Origin of the sequence: Arenibacter troitsensis (assembly GCF_900177645.1) — a bacterium.
Lineage (GTDB): Bacteria > Bacteroidota > Bacteroidia > Flavobacteriales > Flavobacteriaceae > Arenibacter > Arenibacter troitsensis.
In genome coordinates this window covers 277,375-303,401 of the sequence record NZ_FXAO01000006.1, presented here as the reverse complement: position 1 = coordinate 303,401, position 26,027 = coordinate 277,375, and the positions used below count along the sequence as shown (strand labels likewise).

The window sequence follows — 26,027 nt, the reverse complement described above, 5'->3', positions numbered from 1 at the left end:
AGTAATAAGGTACAAATTATCCGATTACAAACGATTAATTCTTTGATGCGGTTTAAGAGATTTGGATATTGTACTTCTTTAATAAACCCAAGGCTCCGTCCCTAGAGAATTTAGCGTTGGCAATTTTGTTCTTTTCAGGATCCAAGGTATAATTGAAAGCTGTTCGGAAATCGACTTTTTGCAAATTGCTATTTTCAAAAATAGCACCTTCAAGATTGCAGGAATCGAATACGGTTTCGGTAAGGTCGGTCTCCGTAAAATCGACCGAAATCATCTTACAATTATTGAAGGTAGTATTCTTGAGCTTCAATTGATAAAAAGAGGACAAGTCCACCGTGCAATCATGGAAATTGAAGGACAGTAGAAAGTCATTGCAATGGTCAAAACGTATTCCCAAAAGCTTACACCTTTTAAAAACGGTTTCCTTAAAGGTGGTATTCTTTAGGTTTACATTGCTAAGGTCGCAATCGGTAAAAACACATTCCATAAAAGCGATGTTGGATATATCCCCTTTGGAAAAGGTGCAGGAGTCGAAAATACAGTTTTCATAATCTCCTTTGGATAAGCGCTTGGAGGTAAAGTCGATTCCTTTAAAGGTTTGGTCCGAAATAAATGGAGTGCTCATACTACTATTCGAAGTTTTGGCAATTATATAATCTTAAGGGAAAAAAAGTACAAAGGAAAGAATATTATAATTAGCGGAATAGGATACGGCTTATTTAGACTTAGGTTGGTCCATAGTTCTATGATTAAAAGTAAGCAACAAGCCACTGTAATAAAAGTGCTATTAGAGCCGGTAAGGCTTGCACCACGAATATTTTTTTACTGGCGGACCAAGCACCATAAATGCCCGCAATGGCCACACAGCTAAGAAAGAAAATGGAGATATTGGTGCTCCATTCCGGGTCTTTGATAAAAAATGTCCAAATAAGCCCGGCGGCCAAAAATCCGTTGTAGAGTCCTTGGTTGGCAGCCAGGCCTTTGGTAGGTTTAAATAGGTGCTCCGGGAGTGCTTTTCTAAATGTTTTTTTACCCAAGGTTTCCCAGGCAAACATTTCCATGTACAAAATATAAAGGTGTTCCAGGGCTATAATGCCTATAAGGATTTTTATGAGGGTTTCCATATTTTAAGTTTTGAAAGGATTATTTTGTTTTAAATATAGGGGATTCCATTGATTTATCGTTGTTGGATGTCAGGGTATGTTGAGGAGGAGTTAAAAATCCCATAACGGGGCATTTATATACAATATGGGACAAACACTAAAAAATAAATGAAATGGAATTTGTAAAGAAAGAAATTTAAAAATCAAAAGGACTTAGTGAACTGTTGGAATTGATAGCAAGTAAAAGAAGTGAACTTACTGAATTCGGGATGGAGATAAAAGTTTTTAAAAATGGTGAGGAGTTAAAACCCTGATAGCTTTTTTATTTCTACCATATATTTTTCTATTAGGTTATTTAAAGCCTTGACAGCATCATCTTTTGTAACCCCCATATCCGGGTATAGCTTATTAGCTATTGATGTAATTTTTTCCGAAGTGTCTTTTAAGGCATCGCCATATACCTTTAAATTATTAGCTGCCGAACTTATATTGCCCTTTTTGTCTACTTTACTACGATATTTACTCTTAATCCTTGAGAATTCAATGTCACCTAATCTTTTAAGTTCTTTTTTAAAGTCATCCATGTGATAAATATATAAAATTATCACATCGGTTTTCTATTCTTATAAATCAGGATTTTACGAGTAAAATTTATTATAGATCGAAAAACAATCGGTATAATTAAATATATACTTTTCGGTATGATGAAAATTTAGTGTATTTTATCGATTAGCCTTAATAAATCACAGGGGTAAGAAAGGTAATGAACATCACTTGCGAAGCAACATTTCAACATTTTGTGTTAAAAACTTTGTGGTTAATAATGCGTATTGGGCTTTAGTTATTGTTATTAAATCACAAACTTTGTGAAAGCAAAAAAAGATATGCTACGAACATATCTTTTTGTTTTTGGGATTAGGAGGGTCCTAATCCGACATTTATTCTACTAAAACCCTACGCATGATGAGTGTAAGAGTTGTTAGAAGAACCGTAACGATTCCCGTTAGAAGGATTCGTATTACTAGAACGGTTCGGATTACTACTAGAATTTCTAGGTAATCCAAAACGAAACTTGTTAGGTTTGTAATCTTTCAAGGGGCGGGATCGAAAAATAGTAACATTCCGCCCAATTTTTAAATAAATAAAAAACAATTAGTCGAAGATGGTCTCATTAGCCATTCTTAGATGGGTTGTAGTAAACATCAACGGTTGTTTTTAATTTTTTAACGTCAGTATTACCGTACTGGCGTTTTTTTATGCTCCAAATCTAAGCAACAGTATTAACATAATCAAAATTTTTTTTTAAAAGTTATGCATCGGATTAATTAAGTTCAAACGACTACAAATGTTTACAAACGAAATTAATTGGTTTACAACCGAATAACATTTGCATTGGGGGTTAAGTTTGTTCCATCAAAAATCATTATCTGTTTAACTTTTCCCGTGGATTCGGGATTTAAAAATTATGTATTATGAACGCACTTAGAAACAGAGTACAGTTGATTGGGAACTTGGGTAACGATCCAGAAATTATTAATCTAGACGGAGGTGGTAAATTGGCCAAATTCGCCATTGCTACCAATGAGACCTATAAAAATGCCAAGGGGGAAAAGGTAACGGATACCCAATGGCACAATGTTGTGGCCTGGGGCAAGACCGCCGAAATTGTGGAAAACTATCTCAACAAGGGTAAGGAAGTTGCCGTTGAAGGAAAATTGACCACTCGCTCTTATGAAACCAAGGAAGGGGAAAAAAGGTACATCACCGAAATTCGATGTAATGAACTCCTGATGTTGGGTAAATAAATTGGTTTATCAGATCCGGAAGTTTATACCGGATATAGTCGCCTAGCAAGAAGTAATTCTATGGGTCAGTTTCAGGATCTATGGGGTTGCTTCTTTTGTTTTTTGGGAGGGTATTTCCGTGCGATTACTAATTGGAGAATTGCAAATGAATCTAAAAAAGTTATTGTTAGCCCCAATGAGGCGTCATTGCGAGGAACGTTAGTGACGTGGCAATCTGTTTGATTTTGGTTACTGCTGTTCGTTCTTGGCGCACAACTATGGGATTGCTTCACTATGCCTTTCTATGGACAGCCCCGTTCGCAATGACGGATTGTTGGATTGGAAATTAAAATTATCAACGTCATTGTGAGCCTGCCTATCGGTAGACGGGGAGCGATAGTGATGAAGCAATCTTTTTAGTCCAGTCTGAAAGTATTAATCCAAATATAGATCATGAAAAAGTCAAATGTATATTTACTTACTAATAAATATAATACCGTTATCTACGTTGGTGTTACCACCGATCTAGTAAGACGTATTTATGAACATAAAACCGGGGTATTTCGTGGGTTTTCCTATCGATACAATTGCACCAAATTGGTTTATTATGAAGAATATAGCAATATGGATATGGCTATTGAAAGGGAGAAACAAATAAAGGCTGGAAATAGGAGGCGTAAAGAATATCTAATCAGAAGTACAAATCCAGAATGGGTAGATTTAGCAAAAGAATGGCTATTCCCTTATGTTTAAATTGTAAGGCCGCTAAATGTTTATTGTTGGCCAAGGATTATGGAGATTGCTTCACTAGGCCTGTCTATGGACAGTCCCGTTCGCAATGACGTACATCTTGGTCGTTATGGCCTTCTGCTTTATTAGCCCCAAAGAGGAGTCATTGCGAGGAACGTTGGTGACGTGGCAATCTGTTTGATTTTGGTTACTGCTGTATGTTCTTGGCGCACAACTATGGGATTGCTTCACTAAGCCTGTCTATGGACAACCCCGTTCGCAATGACGTGCAGCTATGGTCGTTAAGGCTTTCTGCTTTATTAGTCCCAATGAGGCGTCATTGCGAGTTTGCCTATCAGTAGACAGGGAACGTTAGTGACGTGGCAATCTGTATGATTTTGGTTACTGCTGTTTGTTCTTGGCGCGCAGCTATGAGATTACTTCACCGTGCCGCGACTATCGTAAGTCAATTAAATGCGCAATGCTCGGTATGCGCAAGGTTGTCAAAGTTTAGGCCACTTTCTTCATCAGATCAAAACAAGGACAGCGACTGCACCTTTTGGATTCCGACTTTTTGTATTTGTCACAACACTTGGTCTTACAGCCATGTGGAACCATTTCTTTAAGAGCCGCTTTTTGCTCTTTTTTTAAAGCCTTTTTTAGCTTTTTTTCCTCTTTCTTGCCCTGTTTCTTCTTTTTACCCACTGGAGATTGGAATAATAACTGGGCAAAAGTATTTATTTTAATTAAATCTAAATAAGATTAAATGTTAAATTTAGCAGTGGGTCAACATTTTCGAAGTAGTAGGTGTTTGAAATGGTATTATAGAAAAACCCCGCCAAAAAGGCGGGGTTTTATGTTTTATATACCAAGGTCCATGCTGGTTTACCACATAAGGTTAACAGCAAAAATAACACCAATTATTGAGGCGTGATGGCCGCACTATTGGCTGTAATCTGCTGTATATCGCGATCGAATAAATAAAGGCCTCCTTTGTCGTTCCCAATAAGATTTATCTTGTCCAAAATATTACGGGCCAAGGCCTCTTCCTCAATTTGTTCTGCCACATACCATTGAAGAAAATTATGGGTGGCATAGTCCTTTTCCTGCAGGGTTACATGTACCAATTCGTTAATGCTATTGGAGACAAAAATTTCATGCTCCAATAACTCGTGGAACATTTTCTGAAAACTGCCAAAGTCGGTTTTTGGTGCGTTAAGCGCGGATACAAAGGCGTGCCCGCCCCTTTCATTGATGTATTTTACCAGCTTGAGCATGTGTAAACGCTCCTCATCCGATTGATTGTACATAAATTGTGCAATACCCTCCAATCCTTTGCCTTCGGCCCAAGAGGCCATGGATAAATATACCTGTGAAGATTCGGCCTCTATACGGACCTGTTCGTTCAATGCTTTTTCTAGTTTTTCGGATAACATAAGTTTCAAATTTTAACTAAAGTTACGAATAAATGGCTCTTTTTGCCAGCTCTTAACTTAAGATTTGGAGTTATTTGTGCAATGCCAACTGTATCCGTTTTCTGGGAATGTCCACTTCCAGCACCTTAACAATTATTTGTTGGTGCAAGCTAACATGCTCGTTCACATCTTTTACAAAACTATCGGATAGATTGGAGATATGGATGAGTCCACTTTCCTTGATGCCTACATCTACAAAACAGCCAAAATTGGTGATATTGTTCACTATTCCTGGTAGTAATTGTCCTTCTTTTAGATCGGAAATGGTCCTGATGTTCTGATTAAAGGTAAAGACTTTGGCCTTTTCCCTAACGTCCAGTCCCGGTTTCTCCAATTCCTTTACAATATCCTGTAAAGTGGGCAATCCCACGTTTTCATTGCAATATTGTTTTAGATCGATTTTTTTTAGGACTTCCTTGTTTCCTATTATTTCGGAAAGGGGCACTCCCTGGTCTTTCACCATTTTTTGTACAAGGGAATAACTTTCCGGATGCACTGCGGAATCATCCAGCGGATTTTTGGCCTGCTTGATACGTAAAAATGCCGCCCCCTGTTCAAAGGCCTTTTCTCCCAAACGGGGCACCTTTTTTATTTCGCTCCTACTGGTAAAGGCGCCATTTTCGTTCCTATAGGCAACAATGTTTTCCGCCAGTTTAGGGCCAATTCCGGAAACATAGCTGAGTAAGGGTACACTGGCCGTATTAATGTTTACGCCTACGGTATTTACACAACTCTCCACCACTGTGTCCAAGGAGTTTTTTAATAGATTTTGGTCTACGTCATGCTGATATTGTCCGACCCCAATGGATTTGGCATCTATTTTTACCAATTCTGCCAACGGATCTGCCAGGCGTCTTCCGATGGATACGGCACCCCTAACGGTAACATCGTAATTGGGGAATTCTTCCCGGGCAATTTTGGAAGCGGAATAAATGGAGGCCCCGGCCTCACTGACCACAAATACCTCAATAGTGTTCTTAAATTGAATCCGTTTTATTAATTGCTCCGTTTCCCTAGAGGCGGTACCATTACCTATGGCTATGGCTTCAATCTTATAGGCATCCGCCAAGGAACTTATTTTCTTTATAGCGCCGGTACTGTCGTTTTGAGGTGCATGGGGGTAAATGGTCTCGTTGTGCTCCAAATCGCCCTGAGCGCTAAGACAAACCACTTTACAGCCCGTTCTAAAGCCGGGATCTATAGCCAAAATTCTTTTTTCGCCCAATGGTGACCCCAACAACAGCTGTTTCAAGTTTTTTGAAAATACCTGAATAGCCGATTCATCCGCTTTTTCCTTGGCAGATTTAAGAATTTCATTGGAAAGGGAAGGGAATAGCAACCTCTTGTAGGCATCCTGTATGGCCATTTGAAGATGGGGAGCGGTTGCATTGTTGTTTTTGATGATCCTGTACTCCATATTGGAAATGGCTTTCTCATCATCAATTTCAATTTTAACACGGATAAAACCTTCATTTTCCGCTCGTAGTATGGCCAGGAGTCGGTGCGATGGACATCTATTTAAGGGTTCGCTCCATTCAAAATAGTCCCTAAATTTTTGGGCTTTCTCATCGTCCTTTTTGTTGGCAACGACCTTGGTGGAAATTAATGCGAATTTTTCCAATTGGGTCCTGATCTGATTTCGGATATCGCTGCGCTCATTGATCCACTCCGCAATTATATGTCGGGCTCCTTCCAGGGCATCATCTTCATTGGGTACTGCATCATTGATATATTTGGATGCCTCAAAATCGATTTCATCGGTACGCTGGGCCAAAATGATTTTCGCCAAGGGCTCCAAGCCATTTTTTTTGGCTGTTTCCGCCTTTGTTTTACGCTTTTTCTTGAAGGGGAGATAAAGGTCCTCCAAGGTAGTGAGGTCCTCGGCATCACTTATTTTTTTGGCCAACTCAGGGCTTAGTTCCTCCTGCTCCTCTATTGCCTTAAGGATGGCCAATTTGCGCTTTTCCAAAGCTTCAAACTGCGATTTGTACTGTACTATGGCACCAATTTGTACCTCGTCCAAATTTCCTGTCCGTTCTTTTCGGTAACGGGAAATAAAGGGTACCGTGCAATCCTCATTTAAAAGGGCAACCGTATTTTCAATGCCTTTTAATGGGAGCTGGGTGTTTTTGGAGATGTAGGATATAAGATTCATGGGGTATTTTGTTTTTATCTTGGAATGCCAATTTAAAGGCGGAGCCAAGACCTAATTTATGGTCTCACCATTGCCAACACCATCCTCATCGGGATTGATGAATACCAATTTGCCATCGGCATTTTCCGTCATTAGGATCATGCCCTCACTGTCCACGCCACGTAAAGCCCTAGGGGCCAAATTAACCAGCACAGTTACCTTTTTTCCAATGATGTCCTGCGGAGAAAAGCTTTCGGCAATTCCGGATACTATGGTTCTTATATCCAGACCGGTATCCACTTTTAAAACCAGAAGTTTTTTAGCTTTCGGCATTTTCTCGGCTTCAATGATGGTACCTACACGCATATCCAATTTGGTGAAATCGTCAAAGGTAATGGTGTCTTTTTGTGGGTCCACTTCTTTGTTCATGTTTTCATTTTCTTTTTTGGTAGCTTCCAGTTTGTCCAATTGCGCTTGAATGGTTTCGTCCTCTACTTTGCTGAAGAGTAACTCGGCTTCATTTATCTGATGTTCTGCTGGGAGTAAAATTTCTTTTTCCGATATGTCTTTCCATTCAAGAGACCCCTCGGATCCACTTTGGGTGATATTGAGGATTTTTTTAAGCTTAGCGGCGGTGAAAGGCAGGAAAGGCTCGCTCAACACTGCCAAAGCCGAACCTATCTGCAGGGCAACGAACATAATGGTCTTTACCCTTTCCTCATCCTGTTTAATTACTTTCCAGGGCTCTTCATCGGCCAAGTACTTATTTCCAAGTCGCGCCAAATTCATAACTTCCTGTCCCGCTTCACGGAAACGGTATCTTTCTATGGAACTGGAAATGATCTCGGGATACTTTTTCAGCTCGGCCAGGGTTTCCTTATCTACCAGGCTATAGCTGCCCGGAGTGGGAACAATACCATTGTAATACTTGTTGGTTAGCACTACTACACGGTTGATGAAATTCCCATAAATGGCCACCAATTCATTGTTGTTCCTGGCCTGAAAGTCCTTCCAGGTAAAATCGTTGTCCTTGGTTTCTGGGGCATTGGCGGTCAGGGTATATCTTAGTACATCCTGCATATTGGGAAATTCCTCCAAATACTCATGCAGCCACACCGCCCAATTCTTGGATGTGGACAGTTTGTTGCCTTCGAGGTTTAAGAATTCGTTGGCCGGAACATTTTCCGGTAATATAAAATCGCCATGTGCCTTTAGCATGCTAGGGAATATAATACAGTGGAATACAATATTATCCTTGCCGATAAAATGCACCATTTTAGTGTCCTTGGACTTCCAATAGGGTTCCCAGTCCTTGCCTTCCCTTGCTGCCCATTCTTTGGTGGAGGAAATATAACCAATTGGGGCATCGAACCAAACATACAACACCTTGCCTTCCCCGCCTTCCACGGGGACAGGGATTCCCCAGTCAAGATCGCGGGTTACGGCCCTAGGCTTTAGTCCGTCATCGATCCAAGATTTACATTGTCCGTATACATTGGGCTTCCAGTCATTTTTATGGCCTTCCAGAATCCATGTTTTTAAGAAATCTTCGTAGCGGTCCAAGGGAAGAAACCAGTGCTTGGTTTCCTTTAGGGAGGGTACTGCTCCGGAAATGGTAGATTTTGGGTTGATCAGGTCCGTGGCATTTAAAGTGGAGCCACAATTTTCGCACTGATCCCCATAAGCTTCCTCATGGCCACATTTTGGGCAGGTACCGATTACAAAACGATCGGCTAAAAATTGCTTAGCCTCTTCGTCATATAATTGTTCGGTGGTTTCCTCAATAAAATCTCCTTGTTCATAGAGTTTTACAAAGAAATCGGAGGCTGTTTTATGATGGACTTCTGCAGATGTCCTCGAATAGTTGTTAAAGGTAATGCCAAAATCCTGAAAGGATTGTTTAATAATACCGTGGTATTTATCTATTATGTTCTGGGGGCTTACACCTTCTTTTTTGGCTTTCATGGAAATGGCCACTCCGTGTTCATCACTTCCGCATACGAAGGCCACATCATTTCCATTTAATCTCAAGTATCTGGCATAGATGTCCGCGGGCACATAAACGCCTGCCAAATGGCCAATATGTATAGGGCCGTTGGTATATGGTAGGGCTGCTGTTATGGTATATCTTGCTGGCTGCTTAAGGTTCTGCGACATTATTTTTGGATTAGGGTGCAAAAATAAAGATTTTTACTTGCAGCTGGCGTATTCCTTCAAAAAATAAGCCTTCGTAACCCTGAAAAGAATTCAGAATTTACGAAGGCCTTCTCGCATAGTAAGTAGGGGTGACTTTAAGCTACCATTATGGATTTGCTCAGTTTTTTATCCTGAACCTGTATTCTATAAATATATTTTCCGGAAGCCAAATAGGTTGATAGTCTCTCCCTAACATTGATTTCAATGGAGCCCTCCAACATAATTTCATTATATACCGTTCCTAAATGCTGGCCCATGATGTTGAACAATTGGATGTCCACATGACCGCTAAAAGGCATTTCCAGATAAATATGGGGTGTTGAATCTGTTGGGTAAAAAGGTTTGTGAACGATGGCATCCAGCAATTCAGGATTTGGATTTTCCCCAGTTGGATCTGTTGGCGTTGGAGGAGTTGGCTGCCCATCACTATAAACAATATCCGGGAAATCCACTCCGCTACAGTTAAAGCCTAGGTTTACAGGGGTATATTTATATCCGTCCATGATATGTTGTTCCACTAGTGGAATATCTACACATAACCATTCGGCCAGTACAGTGGCATACAGGTTTCTAAAATCCATGGTATACTCAAGGTTACCTCTACTATTGGGCTCATCCAATGAGGGATGGTCTCCTACAAAGGCACTGCCGTTTAATCCAGAACCAAAAAATAAGGTAGGGGCAGCCTTTCCGTGGTCGGTTCCATTGGATCCATTTTCATAAATCCTTCTACCGAATTCGGAAAAAGTCATACTCAATACCTTGTCGTCCTGCTGGGTAAAGGCCAAATCATCATAAAAATTGTCAACAGCAATAGACAGCTGGGTCATTAGGCGTTCGTGTACCAAAGGTTGATTTCCATGGGTGTCAAAACCTCCCATACTAATCATATAGACCTTAGTGCCAAGGTTTCCTTTAATCAATCTGGCCAACAATGCCAATTGTCTGGCAAAACCATTGTTTTGATACTCCACCTGGTTTGCCCCGCGCATATAGGCTTCATGTATAGTGCCTGCGTATTCGTTGGTTACGTTGGATACACCTCTAAGAAATTTTATCTGGTCGCTGTACATACAATTATCAAAGAGGGAATCCTCTACGGAATATTGTAGTCCTGTTTCCGCAATTTGTTCCAACTGATCTATATTGTTGGTTACAAAGGCGTAGTTGGTCTCCTCACCTTCAAAAACCAAACTTCCGTAGTTTCCTACTTGGATAGCGGCTGGGCCCTCTGGCCGGCTACCTGGAAAATCCGACAAATAATCAGGATATAGATATTCAAAATGTCTACCCATCCATCCTGTTTTCCTTCCGCTGAAGCCTGTAGTACTTAGGTCGGTATTGGCAAAAATATCCGAACCGGTAAAATGGGACAGACTTTGGCCTTCATAACCTACACCATGTACCGCTTTAAACTGACCTTCTCCCCACATGGGTTCCAAAGATTTCATATAGGTAGGTACCCCAAATTCATCCGTTAACCTTAATATTTTACTTTCCGGAAGATAAATATTGGGACGTGCATTGGCATAGATGTCATATTGTTCAATGGGGATAATGGTACTAAGACCGTCATTACCACCTGACAAGCGAATTAATATTAAAATATTATCGGTTTCTGCCATGGCTATAGCCGAGGTCAGAGGGGATGGGGCCGATGCGGTTAGAAAATTACTACCCAGCATCATGGATCCGGAACCGGCAATACCTAAGGCTTGAAGGAAGGAACGTCGACTCCAGGTCTTATGTTCCAAATCGTGACCATCATGGTCCTTACCTTTATGGGGTGAATTATGATGAGTATCGCACATAGCGGTCGGTTTTATTTTAGTTGATATTCGGGTTGTCTGGTAAGGTGTCTTAAGAGTAGATGAACCTGTGATGGAACCTCCTGGCTTATGCTTAAAATCCATAAGGATTGTCCGCCAGGAATATAATCGGGGCCATAATAATCTTCTGGAACATCTTCTATTTTAAATGCGGACATGGCATTGTCAAAATCCTGTTGGGTATACAATCCCTTAGGTGTAATTTTGTCTACAATGGCCCGTACAACAATCTCGGGGTTACTGGTACTACTGTTGGCCGGTCCAACGGCATCCATGGCAAATGTCCTGAATTGTTCAGGGTTGTCCTGGTAAAAACCATCAACAATAGTTTCCATGGTAAGCCAACGGCCAATCATAAAATTGGTATTGATCCAATCCCTGTTTCGTTGCCATCCTGCAACATCAAAAGGATCGAAAAGATCCTGACCCAGCAACCCACTATAATTTATGGCACTTCCAATGGTAGTATCGTTAAAGGTAAAACCGGTTTCATTAATAGTGTTCAAGTATAAATCGAACGGACTTTTAATAATAACGCCAATGGCTTCATCGTCAAAAAAATGTTGGCTTTTAAAAAGTTGACTTAACACTGGTGCCAATTCAAAGTTATTGCTGATAAAGGTTGCGGTTAGGCCATCAATAATGGTCTTGGCATTGTTGGCCTCATCCGTAGCATCTGGGTGAACAAAAAATTCATATAATTTTTTACAGATGAAATAGCCTATTTCATTGGCTCTTTCTTCAAAAAGAATGTCGATAACGTCATCATATCCCCAATTTCCGGTGCGTCCAAAAATTGTTTTGCTCTCCGAATTAAATTTGGAAGCATCAAACAATACCTGCTCACAGCCTATTTCCCCTCTTTCAACATAGCCGGAAAGGGCCTTGGCGGTTTCAATGATATCCTGCTCTGTATAGCCATTTCCCTCTCCTAAGGTAAATAGTTCATAAAGTTCACGGGCATAATTCTCGTTGGGGTTGCTGCCATTGTTATAAACGCCATCCAAATAGTAGAGCATAGCGCTGGTAAGGCCAATTTCGCTAACAAAGGTCTTGAAATTGCCAATTGCATTGCGTTGCAGGCAATTGATATAATGGTAAAGGAATGAATTACAATTGTAAACGTCCAGTTCTGTTACAAAATGATTGCTCCAAAAAAAACTAAGACGGTCCCGGAGGTTATTTTCAAGTAGGGCGTTGGTATAGGCCAACTTAAATTCTTCTTGTTGCGACCTTATTATTTGTCCGCGCTGCTCATCATCTTCAGGATAATTACTGTTGTTCCAATCTGCCCAGATTGGAGCAGCCAAGAGGGGCTTATTTTGCGCTTCAGAAATAAGTGAATCAACCAAATTGCCGGCAGATTGGCCAGTTGCTTGGTTAATTGTTTGAACGGAGGCACTAAAACCCAATCTCCTATATAAATGTTGGGCCCTTTGTCCATCCAACGGGGTGGTGTAGGGAGCCAAACTAGAAGTATTACAGTTTATGAAAAATTCCATAATTTATTCCGCATTTGATAGGTTATAAGTAAGGGGTCATTGCATAACGTACTTTTTAATAAGAAATTATAGCTCTTACGAAATTTTCGTTATAATTCATAACAAATTACGTGGTTTATAGAAATTTGGACGACAGTATGTTAGGTTTTTCGATAAAATGCACTTTTTTTGGTAAATAGAATCGAAACGGAATGGCAAAGCATAACGAATTTGGGAAGAAGGGAGAGCAATTGGCGGTGGACCATTTAGTTGAAAAGGGTTATAACGTAATTCATAGAAATTATAGGTATATGAAAGCAGAGATCGATATAATTGCGAGAAAAGGAGATATTTTGGCCATTGTAGAGGTAAAATCGCGAAGTTCCGACTATATGCAACCCATTGCAGACACGGTTACCGATAAGAAAATAAAGCTATTGGTCATGGCGGCCGATCATTATATTATTAGCAAGGATCTTGATGTAGAGACTAGGTTCGATATCATTACCATACTTAAAAATGGGACGAACTTTAGCATAGAACATTTGGAAAATGCATTCTATCACTTTTAATTATTTGTTTTATTTGTAACAATTTGTTATTTTTACCAAAAGTTTAAGAAAATGAAGACTATTTCATCGGTCGTGGAAGACTACATTAAAAAGAAACCATTTTTGCAAAGTGCTTTAGCTCAGGGGATTATTAACTTAACATCGCTTTCTAGGATAGTAAAACCGGAAATAGAAAGTGAGTTGGGAAAGGATATTCGCAATGGTGCTATTGTCATGGCCTTAAAGCGTCTTTCCGATGATTTGGAGTTCCGTGCTACCCATAAAATTATTAAAGTATTAAAAAATATAGGGGAGATTACGGTAAGGTCATCGTTGACCGATTTTACCTTTTTGGTGTCCGAATCCATTTTGGAAAATCAGACTGTTTTGTTGAATGAGGTAAACAGGAACAAGGATGTTTTCTATACGTCGTCAAGAGGGGTCAACGAACTTAATATCGTTGTCAGTAATATATTGGACGAGGCAGTGGAGGACTTGTTCAAGAATGAAAAGTGCACCCAAAAGGCCGAGAACCTTTCCTCTATTACCGTAAAGTTGCCAGCGGAAAACGTGTCCGTACCAGGGATCTACTATTTTATTTTTCAACGCTTGGCATGGGAGGGTATCGTGCTATACGAAGTAATATCCACTACCAATGAATTTACCATCATCGTAAATGACGAGCAGGTAGATGTAGCCTTTAAGACAATCAAGGACCTTAAAACATTGTAATGTACTAATGTAGCCATTGGTTAAATGGTACAATGTTTCAATGTGTAAATGTGATAATAGAAAAACGTATTGTCTCCAATGGCAATGTGTTAATTATTCCCTTTTAAGAATTTCACAACCTCTTGGTAATCATCCGGTCTGGCAACGATGCGCTTTTCATTGTCCAAAATATAATAGGTGGGGGTTTGATGGATATCGTAAATATCCGCGTACGGACTTTCCCATTTTCCTAGTGCAATACCGTGAATGAAGTCTGGTAGTTTGGCCGATTCTTTTTTCCAAGTTACATCATCGTCTTCCAAGCCAATAGCTAAAACCTTGATGTTGGAAATACCCTTTAAATTTTTGTGAAATTCCGGTAGTTGCTGTAGGCAGTGGGAACAGGTACTGCTCCAAAATACAATTACGTAATTCTTTGCCCCTGTAAGATCGCTGAGTTTTTTGGTGCTACTACCTTCATTCCAAGTAATTTCTGGGGCTATGGCTCCCAAACGAAGCCTATTTTGTGTTTCGATCTTTTTTAAGAGTTCGGATTTATTGGTTTCTGTGGCCAGGGATTTGAGGTAATTACTATAAATAAAATCGGCCGCCTTATTTAGATTGCCTTCGGAGGCCTTTGTCCAAAGACTATTAAATAACTGAACCTTGTTGTTGGCACTTACATTTTCCAATACGCGGGCCAATTCCTTAATATTTTCTATAATTACGGGCTCTTTTTCTTTATTTGGAATTTGATGTTGGGGAAGGGCCGTAAATACGTAATTAACCACCTTGTCCGTTAAAAAGTCGGATCCCAGTAATACCTCATCGTTAAAGTCCAAGGCGTTAAAATAATGTTCCCTTTTATTCTTTATGTAGGTTTCAACATCCTCATAGCCCGAGGAAATATAGGGTCTGTTTGCCGAAATGAAGTGTCCGCTGAGCATCCCTTGTGATTGGGTTTCGAATGATTTTTGCACCGCGGCCAACTTCTTGTTAAGGTTTAAAAGCAGGCTGCGGTCCTTCTTTTTTTCCGAATAAAATTGGGCAATTTGTTTCTCCAGCCCATGGATTTCATTAAAGTATCTGGTATATAAAAGATTTTCATTGGAGGATATAAAGGACAGGCCTTTTTGGGAATCGAAAGAGAGAACAATGTCCTCCTTTCCATTATAGATAAAATCAAAATAGAATTCCTCTTGGGGTACGGCATATACCAGTCTGTACATTCCCGTCTTGGCATTGGCAGGAATAATAAGGGAGAAAGTCCCGTTCTTAACAGCGGTGTCGGCTATATAATTCTGATGGTCCGGATTTAGTTTATAGGCAATCAACCATTTGTAATCATCGGCCGGGGATAAATTTCCTGAAATGCTGTGCTGGGCCTTCGAAAATAGAGAAAAACATAGGATTGATAGGTATAATACGTTTTTTAAATTCATCTCTTTAAGGGCGTTTTATGGGACCGTTATTCCAGTTTTAGGGATAAGTATATTAAATGGTTGAATGGACTTATAGGCTTTATCAATCGAATTTATATGCTCAAATACCAACAGAAGTCGCAGTCCGTTACGGGTCTGCTTTTCTTTTAGTTTGGCAAGGTTGGGATGGGCTTGTACAAATTGCAACACGGCGGTAAAGGAACTGCTTTGGTAAAAATCAGATTGCTGGTCCGCTATAAAATAGCCGATCATCTTGCCCTTCTTCATCACTATTTTCTCCAGGCCAATACTATTTGCTATCCATTTGATGCGGACCGAGTTTAATAAGTCCTCCGCCTGGGTGGGTAGCTCCCCAAATCTGTCGATCAATTCCGTCTCAAATTTTTGTAACCCCTCTTCCTCGGAGACTTGGTTCAGTTCGGTATAGAGGTTTAAGCGTTCGGTTATATTGTTAATATAATCATCAGGGAACAACAATTCAAAATCGGAATCTATTTGGGTTTCCTTCACAAAGACTTTTGGTTTGCCACCAACTTCTTCGTAAAGCTCCTTAAATTCGTTTTCCTTAAGTTCGTCTATGGCTTCGGCCAATATTTTCTGATAGGCATCAAAGCCAATTTCATTGATAAATCCACTTTGTTCGCCCCCCAACAAATCACCTGCACCCCTAATTTCCAGATCTTTCATGGCAATATTGAAACCGCTACCCAGATCCGTAAATTGTTCCAATGCCTGAATTCTTTTCCTAGCATCGTTGGTCATAACATCATAGGGAGGGGTAATAAAGTAACAGAAAGCCTTTTTATTGCTTCGGCCTACACGTCCTCTCATTTGATGGAGGTCGCTCAGGCCAAAATTATTGGCATTGTTAATAAAAATGGTGTTGGCATTGGTAACGTCCAGACCGCTTTCTACAATGGTGGTGGAAATAAGTACATCGAACTCACCATTCATAAAGGCCAACATAAGGGTTTCCAATTTTTTGCCATCCATTTGCCCGTGGCCGATACCAATTTTGGCATCAGGCACCAGTCTTTGGATCATTCCGGCAACTTCCTTAATATTTTCAATTCTATTGTGGATAAAGAAGACCTGTCCGCCCCGTTGGATTTCGTAGGTGATGGCATCGCGAATGGTTTCTTCGCTGAATCGGATTACCTCGCTTTCTATAGGGTATCTATTGGGTGGTGCCGTATTGATGACCGATAGGTCCCTGGCCGCCATTAAACTAAATTGAAGCGTTCTTGGGATGGGCGTAGCGGTAAGCGTAAGGACATCTACATTTTCCTTTATGGATTTTAATTTGTCCTTGACCGATACCCCAAATTTTTGTTCCTCATCAACGACCAATAAGCCCAGATCCTTGAACTTCACGTTCTTGTTTACCAACTGATGGGTGCCAATAATGATATCTACCTTACCCGCTGCCAGATTTTCCAAGGTCTCTTTTTTCTCTTTGGCGGTCCTAAAACGATTTACATAATCTACCGTAACCGGCATATCCTTTAAACGCTCCGAAAAGGTCCGGTGGTGTTGAAAGGCCAAAATGGTAGTGGGTACCAATACGGCCACTTGTTTACCATTGTCAACAGCTTTAAAAGCTGCCCTAATGGCTACTTCTGTTTTTCCAAACCCTACATCCCCGCAAACGAGTCGGTCCATGGGCCTTTCGCTTTCCATGTCTTTCTTGATGTCTTCGGTAGACTTGCTTTGGTCCGGGGTATCCTCGTAAATAAAGGAAGCTTCCAGTTCGTGCTGTAAGTAGCTGTCCGGACCGTATTGAAATCCTTTTTCCAGTCTTCGCTTGGCATAAAGTTGGATTAGGTCGAAGGCAATTTTTTTAACACGTGACTTGGCCTTGTCCTTGATTTTTTTCCATGCCCCTGAACCCAGCTTGTATATTTTTGGGGGAGCGCCGTCCTTTCCATTGAATTTCGAAATTTTGTGCAAGGAATGTATGCTGACATAAAGAATGTCCCTTTCCCCGTACATTAGCTTTATAGCTTCTTGTTTCTTGCCTTCAACGTCTATCTTTTGTAAGCCCCCAAATTTCCCGATACCGTGGTCTATATGGGTAACATAGTCCCCAATTTCCAATTTGTTCAGATCCTTTAGGGTAATGGCCTGTTTTTTGGCGTAGCCATTTTTTAAGTGGAATTTTAGATAGCGCTCAAAGATTTGATGGTCCGTATAACAGGCTATCTTTAGGTCGTGGTCCAAAAACCCTTGGTATAGGGGAAGTACAACGGTTTTATAATGGACTTCCTTTCCCACTTCATCAAAAATATCGTGAAACCTTTTGGCCTGTTGGTCTGTGGCGCAAAAGAGGTAATTGGTAAATCCGTTTTTGTAGTTATCGTTAAGGTTTTCAATTAATAAATCGAATTTCTTATTGAAGGATGGTTGAGGTTTTGTATTGAAAACTATGGTTTCCGAATCACTTGAAGTTGTAGAGCTTCCATCGATCTCTACCAGGCCAAAATCGGCCAGCTGATGTTTTAATAAATCGGAATTGGTAAACAATTCCTGTGGTTTCGCATGCTTTATTTCTTTGGAGAGTTTGGTAAATGCCTCTTCTGCCTTTTCAAAAAATGAATCCAACCTAGCGTAGAGCAAACTAAGGTTCTTGCTAAAGATTAGGGTGTTTGGGGATATGTACTTTAGAAAGCTTTCCCGGTTTTCGTCCAGGAACTTGTTTTCCACATTGGGGATGATGGTAATCTTTTTGACCTTTTGTGTAGACAATTGTGTTTCCACATCAAAGGTTCTGATGCTGTCTACTTCGTCCCCAAAGAATTCAATTCTGTAAGGTTCATCGTGGGAAAAGGAAAATACGTCCATGATACCACCACGTACAGAGAATTCTCCTGGCTCCGTTACAAAATCGACCCTTTTAAATTTATATTCGAACAAAACCTCATTTAAAAAGTCTAGGGAAAGGGTATCCTCCAGTTTAATTTTTAGGGTATTTTTCTCCAGTTCCTTTCTGGTCACCACTTTTTCAAAAAGCGCATCGGCATAGGTTACGATGATCGCCGGTTTTTTTCTGGAGTTGATACGGTTTAGTACTTCTGCACGCAAAAGCACATTGGCATTGTCCGTTTCCTCAATCTGGTAAGGCCTTCTGTAACTACCGGGGTAAAATAACACATCGTTATCCCCTAACAGCTGCTCCAGGTCGTTTAAATAATAGGCGGCTTCCTCCTTATCGTTTAAAATTAACAAAAATGGAGCCTCGGATTTATGAAATATTTCTGCAATTACGAAGGAGAGGGCAGACCCTGTTAGTCCTTTGATATTGGTTTTAGGTTTTGAGGTCGCAGAGGCGTTATTTTGGAAATCGGCAATAGTTGCCCTCAGTTTTCCCAGTTGGGGAGACTGTGCGAACAGTTGTAACATTGAAGATTTTGTCAACCGTAAATTTTTATGCAAATATAACCCTTGATTATCCTTTTTACAAAAGATGGCAGGGAATTAAAAGATGAATATGTTCTAATTCAACAATTCTATGATTTTGGAAACGGTTTCCTTATTGTTAATTCCCAAGCCTTCTTGTTGATAGGCCAATTCCCCTTCTTGGTCAAAAACGCTAATAATGTTGGAATGGGAAAAATCCATAGGGGATATTTTTTTGTAGTTGACCGCCAGTACTGCTGAAAATTCACGGGTGTCCGCTTCGGAACCTCTTAGAAATACCCATTTTTCCGAGTCCATCTGATTTTCTTTTGCAAATTCTTTTAAGCGCTGTGGCGTATCTGTTTCAGGGTCTATGCTAACAAAAACAAGGGTAACCTTGTCCTTTTTGTCCGCCGGGATTTGCTCTTCTATACCGCGCATGTCCGCAACCAATCTAGGGCATGCGGTTTGACAGGAAGTGTAGATCATGACCATGACCAATACATCTCCTTTTAGTGCCTTCAACTGTATGTCCTCATTGTTCTGATTGGTCCATTTGGATGGTAGGTTATAAATGGATAGCTCGGAAATTTCACCCTCCTTTTTGGTGATCATTGCCAGTAGTTGGAGGTCCATTTTACAAACGCCACACTTACCAGGTTGATCATAGGTTTTGTCGCCCTCGCAATGCATTGGACATTGGTATTTTTCTACTGTCGTTTTGGTAGAGGTTTTTGTATTGCACCCTATATGATTGATGACCAAAAGGCATAACAATGCGGCATTGAGAATTTTTTTCATTTCTTTAATAAGTTAGGTTGTTATTGTTCGGTCCTTTGGTCTGTACACATCGGAATCCCAAATTTCTTATGGCATAATTGGCTTTTAGGCTGCCTCTAAAGGCGTAGCGCATAAAGGCTGCATAGTTCATTAAGTCCGATGCCCCAACAGCAGCACTACCACAAAATAGATTACTGTCCTTGTCCACATCCTTTCTGGATTCACCGGAAATTAAAACGGAATTAAAGTCCATGGTCCACTCCCATACAAGGCCGTGAAGGTCATAAATTCCCCAATAATTTTTAAAGGTGGAGCCTATGGAATTGTTAAATGTTTTTGGAGCTTCGTACCAATCCAGAATGAGCTGATTGTAGGATTCCTTTTTACGGGCATCTGCATTGCTTTTATCGGCCATAGCCGCATATTCCCACTCATCAACGGTTGGCAACCTTTTTCCTTGGCATTCGCAATATTTCTTGGCGGCAAACCAAGAAACGTTGGTAACCGCGGCATCCTCGGCTAATTGCGTTCCAAAGGATTCATCACTTTCCCAATTTAATAAGTAATTACCGTCTGCAAATAGTCGCTTGACCTTACTTTTTTTCCATTCAGGATATTCCTGAACGAATTCTAAATACTCCTTGTTGGATACTGGATATACGTCCATAGAAAATTCATCAACGGTGACCGCCGTTGAATCAACTCCGTAAAGTGGAATATAAGTCCCTCCTTTTACGGTAACCATTTGCTCTGCTTGTGCAAATGTGCTACTGGCGGTAATTATGCCAAAAAGAGTAAATGCTACTTTAAAGAAGGGACCCATAATTATCCTTTTATTATTTAATTTTATTTGTTTCTTACACTTTTGACCATAGACGGAGTTACATCTTTTTTGGAATTGCCCCAACTATTGTAAACATAGGTAAGTACATTGGCCACCTCTTCATCAGACAAGGTCTGCGCCGTCATAACACTATTGTATTTTTGTCCGTTTACGGTTATTTCACCTGTTTTTCCATGTAAAACAATGTCTATAGCTCTATTAACATCGGCATTTAAGTAATCCGATTTGGCCAAAGGAGGAAATGCATTGGCAATTCCTTGGCCCTCTCCCTGGTGACAGGCAAAACAGGTCTGCATATAGGTTGCTTTTCCAAATTCCATCTTTTCCTCCAAGGATTTGGCGGGAATTTCAGATTCCACAACGCCATTTGTGGAGGGCATTTTTTGAATTCCACTACCTTCAGGCTGGTAAATACCATCCTCCAGTTCACCGGAATAAATGGTCTTGTTTTTCTCACCTTCCACTTTAAGCATTCCAAGAGCTCCCTTGTTAAAGGCTCTGAATATGGAATGGTCTACCAATATAAAAGTTCCGGGTACATCTACTTTAAATTCAACGATCGCTGCTCCTCCTGCCGGTATTAGGGTAGTTTGGACATTTTCATTAATCATATCCCCACCTTCTACATGTACTTTATCGAATATTTCACCAATAACATGAAAGGAGGATACTAGGTTGGGACCACCATTGCCGACGAACAAACGAACTGTTTCACCTACCTTTGCGGTAAGGGCATTGTCGCCTGTCAAGGCTCCCATTTTTCCATTAAAAACTATATAATCCGCCTTTTCGTCAACTGCTTTTTGCATGTCAAAAGGCTGTAGACCGCGGTCACCATTGGCGCCTTTGGTGTAAAAATCGCCTTGCATTATATAGTATTCCTTATCTACCAAGGGCAGGCCACCTTCGGGCTCAACCAATATCAATCCATACATTCCGTTGGCTATGTGCATTCCTACGGGTGCAGTGGCGCAGTGGTATACATAAAGTCCGGGATTTAGGGTTTTAAAGGAAAAAACCTTTTCGTGGCCGGGAGCTACAAAGGAAGATTCGGCACCTCCCCCTGGACCGGTAACGGCATGGAGGTCGATATTATGTGGTAATTTATTGTCCGGGTGATTCTTTAGGTGAAATTCAACCTCATCCCCAACCCTGGTTCTTATAAAACTGCCTGGCACAGAACCGCCAAAGGTCCAGTACACGTATCGCACCCCATTGGTCATTTCTCCTTCCAGTTCCAGGATTTCCATATCCACCTTTAGTAATTTGGCCTTTCTATCCCCAACTGGGGTAGGTACATGGGGCGGAGCGGTTAGTTCTGCTATCATTTCACGATTTGCAGGGATATCTGCGGTGTTTTCGTAAACGATCTTTTCTTTTTTAGCACATGAGAGGATAAGGCTACCCATTCCTGCTACCAGCATAAGGAAAAGGAATACTTTTTTTGTTGATTTTGTATTCATAATATTTTGTTTTGGTTGCTTACTAAAAAATAAAGGACTTTTTTGTCTTTTATAGGGACAAAAATAATTGCGATTGTCAAATAAAAACATGACAGTTGTCATGTTTAATATTAAGTGTTGATTTTGATTGCTTTAGAAGCGTTAATGCCAAGAAAACAAATTATAAGGGGGATAAAAATACCTGTCCCAATTAGCATTGGGACATTGTTTTTGATAGAAGTTGTCTTATGAAATTTTTTAGGTCGATGGAGGCTAGAGGCCAATGGTCATTGAAAGCCATGAGAACAAATCAATTTACATATCAGAATGTGTATGACGGAAGACTGGGTTTAAAAGCTGTAACCTTTATAATCCATTTAAATGGAGGTTTCCAATGTCTCAATTACAAATTCCTTAAAAAACGACCTATCTATTTCGGAAAAGTTCACGATATTGAAGCCTGCAAATTGAAATTCAGCGCATAGATCATAAAAAAATATAAATATTAAAATCTATGCTATGCTTTATAGGCCAAGCAGATTTAAATATTGGCGGATTCATAAAAACCAAAATAACCAATGGAAAAAGATGAGAAGAAAAAGCTGCTTAGCAGCAAGAGGTACGGTCGCATAGGTAAGGACGGTTTTATTTATAGGGCCTGGATGAAGAACCAAAGGATTCCCATTAACACTATTGATTTATAATGGATTTTAAGGATAAAGTTGCCATTGTTACAGGAGCGGGGCAGGGTATCGGCCTGGAAATCTGTAAACAGTTGGTGGGGCAAGGAGCCCATGTAATCTTGAATGATTTGGATGCCGCATTAACGAAGGAAGCAGTGGCGGGCATGGATGGTGAAGTTGGAAAATGTATTGGTCTTTATGGGGATTCCAGTGATATGGAGGTAATACAACAAATGGTAGATACGGCGGTTGCAGAATTTGGAAAACTGGATGTGGTGGTAGCCAATGCTGGGATTACCCTCTTCGGGGAATTCCTAAGCTATCCGCCGGAATCATTCTTTGAGGTTATGAAAGTAAATTTGGGCGGGAGCTTCTTTTTGGCCCAGGCAGCAGCAAAGCAAATGAAAAAACAGGGTTTGGGTGGCTCCATACTTTTTATGTCGTCCGTAACCGGGCATCAGGCACATGAAAACCTAGCGGCCTACGGGATGAGCAAGGCCGCATTGGAAATGTTGGCCAAGAACTTGGTCATAGAGCTATCGCCCTTTAAAATAAATGTTAATACCGTGGCTCCTGGGGCCACCTTGACCGAAAGGACCTTGAAGGATAAAGACTATTTCGGGACATGGGAAAGTATTACGCCCATGGGCAGACCTGCTTCTGTCAATGATATTGCCCAAGCCGTATTGTTTTTGATCTCCGATAGTGCCAAACACATAACGGGACAAAGTTTGGTGATCGATGGGGGTTGGACATCGGTTAGTCCATCTCCTTATAAAAAATAATGGTCACTTTAAATATTTCTAATACTTTAACAATTAATAAAATATAATAGAATTTAAAATCTATGAATCCAGAAGTAGTTAGTGGAATTAATTGCGAATTGGGAGAAGGGCCGTTATGGGACCACTCCAGAAAACAGATATGTTGGGTAGATATTTTAAATGGAAATATTCATGAATGGTCTCCCGAAAACCATACTTCCAATACCATTTCGGTAGGCCAAATGATAGGTGCTATGGCTATTACAGACAATGGAAATTACATTGCTGCCATGAAGGACGGTTTTGGATACGTAAACCGTGAAAGCGGGAAAGTCGATATGATAGCGAATCCAGAATCGCATTTACCGGAAAACAGGTTTAATGATGGGAAATGTGATCCGGAAGGTCGGTTTTGGGCAGGGACCATGCCCATTGCAGAAGATAAATCCTCAGGTAGCCTTTATATGCTGGATGCGTCATTAAATGTTCTGAAAAAGGAATCCAACATTAGTGTTTCCAACGGTTTGGCGTGGAGTCTGGATCACAAAACAATGTACTTCATAGATTCCCCTACACGCAAAGTAGTGGGCTACGATTATAACAAGGAAAACAGGGAATTGTCCAATAAGAGAACGGTTGTCATTATTGCCGAGGATGACGGCTTTCCGGATGGCATGACCATAGACAATGAGGGAATGTTATGGGTAGCACATTGGGGAGGGTGGCAGGTAGCCCGTTATGATCCTGGAACTGGAAAAAAATTATCGGCCATTGCCATGCCTGTATCCCAAGTTACCTCTTGCGCCTTTGGGGGTGAAGCCATGCAGGATCTTTATATTACTTCGGCCAAGAAGGGACTAAGTAAAGCTGAGCTGGAGAAACAGCCTTTGGCAGGGTCCTTATTTGTGGTAAGGAATTGTGGTCATAAGGGTCTTCCTTCCAATAAATTTAAGACCATAGAATAATTATAGGTGCTTACCACAATCTATTTTCAAAAATTGCAAATCAAGATAACCAAAGAAATCAAATAAATTATAATGAAAGGATTGGACGTACTGGATTGGGTGGTGATCAGCGCCTATTTTGTGATATTGCTGGGAGTTGCCTGGTGGGTCATAAGGCAAAAACAAAAGAATACCGAGGATTATTTCTTGGCCGGACGAAACATTGGATGGTTTATGGTAGGGGCGTCTATTTTTGCCTCCAACATTGGGTCCGAACATGTAGTGGGATTGGCTGGTAATGGTGCCGGGGATAAAATGCCATTACTGATATATGAGCTCCATGCCTGGATAGTATTGATGTTGGGATGGGTATTTTTGCCTTTTTATGCCAGAAGTGGGGTGTTTACCATGCCCGAATTTTTGGAAAAGCGTTTCGATGCCCGTTCCAGATGGGTGCTTTCCATAGTGTCTTTAATTGCCTATATACTTACCAAGGTTTCTGTAACCATATATGCGGGAGGGGTGGTGGTATCTGCCTTGTTGGGTATTCCTTTCTGGATCGGTGCGGTGGCAACCGTTGCGCTTACCGGACTGTACACTATTTTGGGTGGAATGCGCGCAGTGGTCTATACAGAGACCATACAGGCCATAGTCTTGGTACTTGGGGCAGGAATCCTTAGTTTTATGGGACTGGAAGCTGTTGGTGGTTGGGGAGCGCTAAAGGCAACCATAGGAGTGGATTATTTTAATATGTGGCGACCCAATTCCGATCCAGATTATCCTTGGCTGCCATTATTTTTGACCAGTACCATTGTTGGAATCTGGTATTGGTGTACAGATCAGGTAATCGTACAACGGGTGCTTACTGCCAAAAGTATCAAGGCCGGTAGGCGCGGAAGTATCTTTGGGGCACTTCTTAAGTTGATGCCCGTTTTTCTTTTTCTTATTCCGGGAGTAGTGGCCTTGGGACTTAAACTTCAAGGAAAATTGGATTGGAACAGTCCGGATGAGGCCTTTCCGGTGCTTATGAGCAACCTTCTGCCTTCCGGCCTACGTGGATTGGTTGCGGCAGGATTGCTGGCTGCCTTAATGAGTTCCCTGGCTTCCGTTTTTAATTCTTGTTCCACTTTGTTTACCCTGGATATTTATAAAAAATTGAAACCCGAGAAACCTGAGGAGGAATTGGTTAAAACTGGGAGGACCGCTACTTTTTTTGTGGTAGGTCTTGGCCTGCTTTGGATTCCCGTGATAACAAGGCTTTCTGATGGATTATACGAATACCTACAGAATGTGCAGGCCTATATTTCCCCGCCTATTACGGCGGTATTCCTGTTGGGGATTTTTTACAAACGCATTAATGCCAACGGTGCCATTGCTACCTTGATAGGCGGATTGATTATTGGATTTTCCAAACTTACCTTGGAAATTATGAAATCCAGTTTTTCCGAAGGAAGTTTTCTATTCAACCTTGCCGATGTAAACTGGTTGGTATTTGCAGCCTATTTCTTTGCCCTTTGTGTGGCCATCGCGGTTATTGTGAGCATGTTTTATCCTGCTCCTTCGGCAGCACAATTGTCCGGACTAACTTTTGGTACTGTTACGGCCACACAGAAGGCGGACAACAAGTTGAGCTATACTATTTGGGATATAGTGGCTTCGGTCTTGGTGGTGTTCATTGTGCTGTATATTATGATATCATTTAGTACGCTTTCCTTGTAGCGGTTATTGATACCTGTTTA

22 protein-coding genes are annotated in these 26,027 nt (G+C 40.8%); 8 read left to right on the top strand and 14 right to left on the bottom strand.

Annotated elements, in window-relative coordinates; genetic code table 11:
• Nucleotides 1–52: 52 nt before the first annotated feature.
• The 3 genes from B9Y87_RS15175 to B9Y87_RS15165 form a co-directional block, all read right to left on the bottom strand.
• Nucleotides 53–625, bottom strand: a complete 573-nt coding sequence (locus tag B9Y87_RS15175) for a pentapeptide repeat-containing protein (RefSeq protein WP_085499819.1) — start codon at nucleotides 623–625, stop codon at nucleotides 53–55.
• Nucleotides 626–749: 124 nt separating this feature from the next.
• Nucleotides 750–1,124: a DUF1304 domain-containing protein gene (locus tag B9Y87_RS15170; protein WP_085499818.1), complete on the bottom strand. Its 375-nt coding sequence runs from the start codon at nucleotides 1,122–1,124 to the stop codon at nucleotides 750–752.
• A gap of 281 nt (nucleotides 1,125–1,405) precedes the next feature.
• Complete coding sequence (locus B9Y87_RS15165; RefSeq protein WP_085499817.1) at nucleotides 1,406–1,687, bottom strand: hypothetical protein; 282 nt, start codon at nucleotides 1,685–1,687, stop codon at nucleotides 1,406–1,408.
• Nucleotides 1,688–2,575: 888 nt separating this feature from the next.
• Between B9Y87_RS15165 and B9Y87_RS15160 the strand changes: the two genes are divergently transcribed.
• On the top strand, nucleotides 2,576–2,908 hold the full coding sequence (locus B9Y87_RS15160) for a single-stranded DNA-binding protein (protein WP_031442041.1): 333 nt from the start codon (nucleotides 2,576–2,578) through the stop codon (nucleotides 2,906–2,908).
• Between the two features lie 432 nt (nucleotides 2,909–3,340).
• The gene (locus B9Y87_RS15155; RefSeq protein WP_085499816.1) at nucleotides 3,341–3,640 is read left to right on the top strand and encodes a GIY-YIG nuclease family protein; all 300 of its coding nucleotides are present in this window, start codon (nucleotides 3,341–3,343) and stop codon (nucleotides 3,638–3,640) included.
• 486 nt (nucleotides 3,641–4,126) lie between these two features.
• On the opposite strand, the gene B9Y87_RS15150 is transcribed toward B9Y87_RS15155, so the two are convergent.
• From B9Y87_RS15150 to B9Y87_RS15125, 6 genes are all read right to left on the bottom strand, one after another.
• Nucleotides 4,127–4,321, bottom strand: a complete 195-nt coding sequence (locus tag B9Y87_RS15150) for a hypothetical protein (RefSeq protein WP_072859825.1) — start codon at nucleotides 4,319–4,321, stop codon at nucleotides 4,127–4,129.
• Between the two features lie 215 nt (nucleotides 4,322–4,536).
• Nucleotides 4,537–5,052, bottom strand: coding sequence for a ferritin (locus B9Y87_RS15145; protein WP_085499815.1), 516 nt, complete (start codon nucleotides 5,050–5,052; stop codon nucleotides 4,537–4,539).
• 70 nt (nucleotides 5,053–5,122) lie between these two features.
• Nucleotides 5,123–7,246 carry a Tex family protein gene (locus B9Y87_RS15140; protein WP_085499814.1) on the bottom strand — a complete coding sequence of 708 codons (2,124 nt, stop codon included), beginning with the start codon at nucleotides 7,244–7,246 and terminating at the stop codon, nucleotides 5,123–5,125.
• A 51-nt stretch (nucleotides 7,247–7,297) separates the two neighbouring features.
• Nucleotides 7,298–9,382 carry a methionine--tRNA ligase gene (gene metG, locus B9Y87_RS15135; protein WP_085499813.1) on the bottom strand — a complete coding sequence of 695 codons (2,085 nt, stop codon included), beginning with the start codon at nucleotides 9,380–9,382 and terminating at the stop codon, nucleotides 7,298–7,300.
• A gap of 134 nt (nucleotides 9,383–9,516) precedes the next feature.
• Nucleotides 9,517–11,232 (bottom strand): DUF1501 domain-containing protein, encoded by a 1,716-nt coding sequence (locus B9Y87_RS15130; protein WP_085499812.1) that lies wholly within the window; start codon nucleotides 11,230–11,232, stop codon nucleotides 9,517–9,519.
• 11 nt (nucleotides 11,233–11,243) lie between these two features.
• Nucleotides 11,244–12,752, bottom strand: a complete 1,509-nt coding sequence (locus B9Y87_RS15125; RefSeq protein ID WP_085499811.1) for a DUF1800 domain-containing protein — start codon at nucleotides 12,750–12,752, stop codon at nucleotides 11,244–11,246.
• Nucleotides 12,753–12,943: 191 nt separating this feature from the next.
• On the opposite strand from B9Y87_RS15125, the gene B9Y87_RS15120 reads away from it, so the two are divergent.
• Both B9Y87_RS15120 and B9Y87_RS15115 read left to right on the top strand, forming a co-directional pair.
• Nucleotides 12,944–13,303, top strand: a complete 360-nt coding sequence (locus tag B9Y87_RS15120; RefSeq protein WP_085499810.1) for a YraN family protein — start codon at nucleotides 12,944–12,946, stop codon at nucleotides 13,301–13,303.
• A 51-nt stretch (nucleotides 13,304–13,354) separates the two neighbouring features.
• Nucleotides 13,355–14,014: an aspartate kinase gene (locus tag B9Y87_RS15115; protein WP_085499809.1), complete on the top strand. Its 660-nt coding sequence runs from the start codon at nucleotides 13,355–13,357 to the stop codon at nucleotides 14,012–14,014.
• A gap of 89 nt (nucleotides 14,015–14,103) precedes the next feature.
• On the opposite strand, the gene B9Y87_RS15110 is transcribed toward B9Y87_RS15115, so the two are convergent.
• The 5 genes from B9Y87_RS15110 to nirK form a co-directional block, all read right to left on the bottom strand.
• The gene (locus B9Y87_RS15110; protein WP_085499808.1) at nucleotides 14,104–15,435 is read right to left on the bottom strand and encodes a redoxin domain-containing protein; all 1,332 of its coding nucleotides are present in this window, start codon (nucleotides 15,433–15,435) and stop codon (nucleotides 14,104–14,106) included.
• 15 nt (nucleotides 15,436–15,450) lie between these two features.
• Nucleotides 15,451–18,834, bottom strand: coding sequence for a transcription-repair coupling factor (mfd, locus tag B9Y87_RS15105; RefSeq protein ID WP_394334966.1), 3,384 nt, complete (start codon nucleotides 18,832–18,834; stop codon nucleotides 15,451–15,453).
• 93 nt (nucleotides 18,835–18,927) lie between these two features.
• Nucleotides 18,928–19,632, bottom strand: a complete 705-nt coding sequence (locus B9Y87_RS15100; protein ID WP_085499806.1) for an SCO family protein — start codon at nucleotides 19,630–19,632, stop codon at nucleotides 18,928–18,930.
• Nucleotides 19,633–19,636: 4 nt separating this feature from the next.
• A complete protein-coding gene (locus B9Y87_RS15095; RefSeq protein WP_394334965.1) occupies nucleotides 19,637–20,434 on the bottom strand; it encodes a formylglycine-generating enzyme family protein in 798 nt (265 codons plus the stop codon).
• Between the two features lie 23 nt (nucleotides 20,435–20,457).
• The gene (gene nirK / locus B9Y87_RS15090; protein WP_085499893.1) at nucleotides 20,458–21,918 is read right to left on the bottom strand and encodes a copper-containing nitrite reductase; all 1,461 of its coding nucleotides are present in this window, start codon (nucleotides 21,916–21,918) and stop codon (nucleotides 20,458–20,460) included.
• Between the two features lie 557 nt (nucleotides 21,919–22,475).
• Between nirK and B9Y87_RS22325 the strand changes: the two genes are divergently transcribed.
• The 4 genes from B9Y87_RS22325 to B9Y87_RS15070 all read left to right on the top strand — a co-directional run bounded on the left by B9Y87_RS22325 (nucleotide 22,476) and on the right by B9Y87_RS15070 (nucleotide 26,007).
• Nucleotides 22,476–22,601 (top strand): hypothetical protein, encoded by a 126-nt coding sequence (locus tag B9Y87_RS22325; RefSeq protein WP_262483184.1) that lies wholly within the window; start codon nucleotides 22,476–22,478, stop codon nucleotides 22,599–22,601.
• Nucleotides 22,601–23,365 carry an SDR family NAD(P)-dependent oxidoreductase gene (locus B9Y87_RS15080; protein WP_085499804.1) on the top strand — a complete coding sequence of 255 codons (765 nt, stop codon included), beginning with the start codon at nucleotides 22,601–22,603 and terminating at the stop codon, nucleotides 23,363–23,365. Before B9Y87_RS22325 ends, B9Y87_RS15080 begins: the two co-directional genes overlap by 1 nt.
• Before the next feature lie 62 nt (nucleotides 23,366–23,427).
• Nucleotides 23,428–24,309: an SMP-30/gluconolactonase/LRE family protein gene (locus tag B9Y87_RS15075; RefSeq protein ID WP_085499803.1), complete on the top strand. Its 882-nt coding sequence runs from the start codon at nucleotides 23,428–23,430 to the stop codon at nucleotides 24,307–24,309.
• Nucleotides 24,310–24,381: 72 nt separating this feature from the next.
• Entirely contained in the window at nucleotides 24,382–26,007 is a 1,626-nt protein-coding gene (locus tag B9Y87_RS15070; RefSeq protein WP_085499802.1) for a sodium:solute symporter, read from the top strand.
• Nucleotides 26,008–26,027: the final 20 nt, after the last annotated feature.

Excerpts from the sequence above, each read along its gene's own strand:
- B9Y87_RS15175 (WP_085499819.1), bottom strand. The coding sequence starts at position 625 with ATGAGCACTCCATTTATTTCGGACCAAACCTTTAAAGGAATCGACTTT.
- B9Y87_RS15170 (WP_085499818.1), bottom strand. The coding sequence starts at position 1,124 with ATGGAAACCCTCATAAAAATCCTTATAGGCATTATAGCCCTGGAACAC.
- B9Y87_RS15165 (WP_085499817.1), bottom strand. The coding sequence starts at position 1,687 with ATGGATGACTTTAAAAAAGAACTTAAAAGATTAGGTGACATTGAATTC.
- B9Y87_RS15160 (WP_031442041.1), top strand. The coding sequence starts at position 2,576 with ATGAACGCACTTAGAAACAGAGTACAGTTGATTGGGAACTTGGGTAAC.
- B9Y87_RS15155 (WP_085499816.1), top strand. The coding sequence starts at position 3,341 with ATGAAAAAGTCAAATGTATATTTACTTACTAATAAATATAATACCGTT.
- B9Y87_RS15145 (WP_085499815.1), bottom strand. The coding sequence starts at position 5,052 with ATGTTATCCGAAAAACTAGAAAAAGCATTGAACGAACAGGTCCGTATA.
- B9Y87_RS15140 (WP_085499814.1), bottom strand. The coding sequence starts at position 7,246 with ATGAATCTTATATCCTACATCTCCAAAAACACCCAGCTCCCATTAAAA.
- metG (WP_085499813.1), bottom strand. The coding sequence starts at position 9,382 with ATGTCGCAGAACCTTAAGCAGCCAGCAAGATATACCATAACAGCAGCC.
- B9Y87_RS15130 (WP_085499812.1), bottom strand. The coding sequence starts at position 11,232 with ATGTGCGATACTCATCATAATTCACCCCATAAAGGTAAGGACCATGAT.
- B9Y87_RS15125 (WP_085499811.1), bottom strand. The coding sequence starts at position 12,752 with ATGGAATTTTTCATAAACTGTAATACTTCTAGTTTGGCTCCCTACACC.
- B9Y87_RS15120 (WP_085499810.1), top strand. The coding sequence starts at position 12,944 with ATGGCAAAGCATAACGAATTTGGGAAGAAGGGAGAGCAATTGGCGGTG.
- B9Y87_RS15115 (WP_085499809.1), top strand. The coding sequence starts at position 13,355 with ATGAAGACTATTTCATCGGTCGTGGAAGACTACATTAAAAAGAAACCA.
- B9Y87_RS15110 (WP_085499808.1), bottom strand. The coding sequence starts at position 15,435 with ATGAATTTAAAAAACGTATTATACCTATCAATCCTATGTTTTTCTCTA.
- mfd (WP_394334966.1), bottom strand. The coding sequence starts at position 18,834 with ATGTTACAACTGTTCGCACAGTCTCCCCAACTGGGAAAACTGAGGGCA.
- B9Y87_RS15100 (WP_085499806.1), bottom strand. The coding sequence starts at position 19,632 with ATGAAAAAAATTCTCAATGCCGCATTGTTATGCCTTTTGGTCATCAAT.
- B9Y87_RS15095 (WP_394334965.1), bottom strand. The coding sequence starts at position 20,434 with ATGGGTCCCTTCTTTAAAGTAGCATTTACTCTTTTTGGCATAATTACC.
- nirK (WP_085499893.1), bottom strand. The coding sequence starts at position 21,918 with ATGAATACAAAATCAACAAAAAAAGTATTCCTTTTCCTTATGCTGGTA.
- B9Y87_RS22325 (WP_262483184.1), top strand. The coding sequence starts at position 22,476 with ATGGAAAAAGATGAGAAGAAAAAGCTGCTTAGCAGCAAGAGGTACGGT.
- B9Y87_RS15080 (WP_085499804.1), top strand. The coding sequence starts at position 22,601 with ATGGATTTTAAGGATAAAGTTGCCATTGTTACAGGAGCGGGGCAGGGT.
- B9Y87_RS15075 (WP_085499803.1), top strand. The coding sequence starts at position 23,428 with ATGAATCCAGAAGTAGTTAGTGGAATTAATTGCGAATTGGGAGAAGGG.
- B9Y87_RS15070 (WP_085499802.1), top strand. The coding sequence starts at position 24,382 with ATGAAAGGATTGGACGTACTGGATTGGGTGGTGATCAGCGCCTATTTT.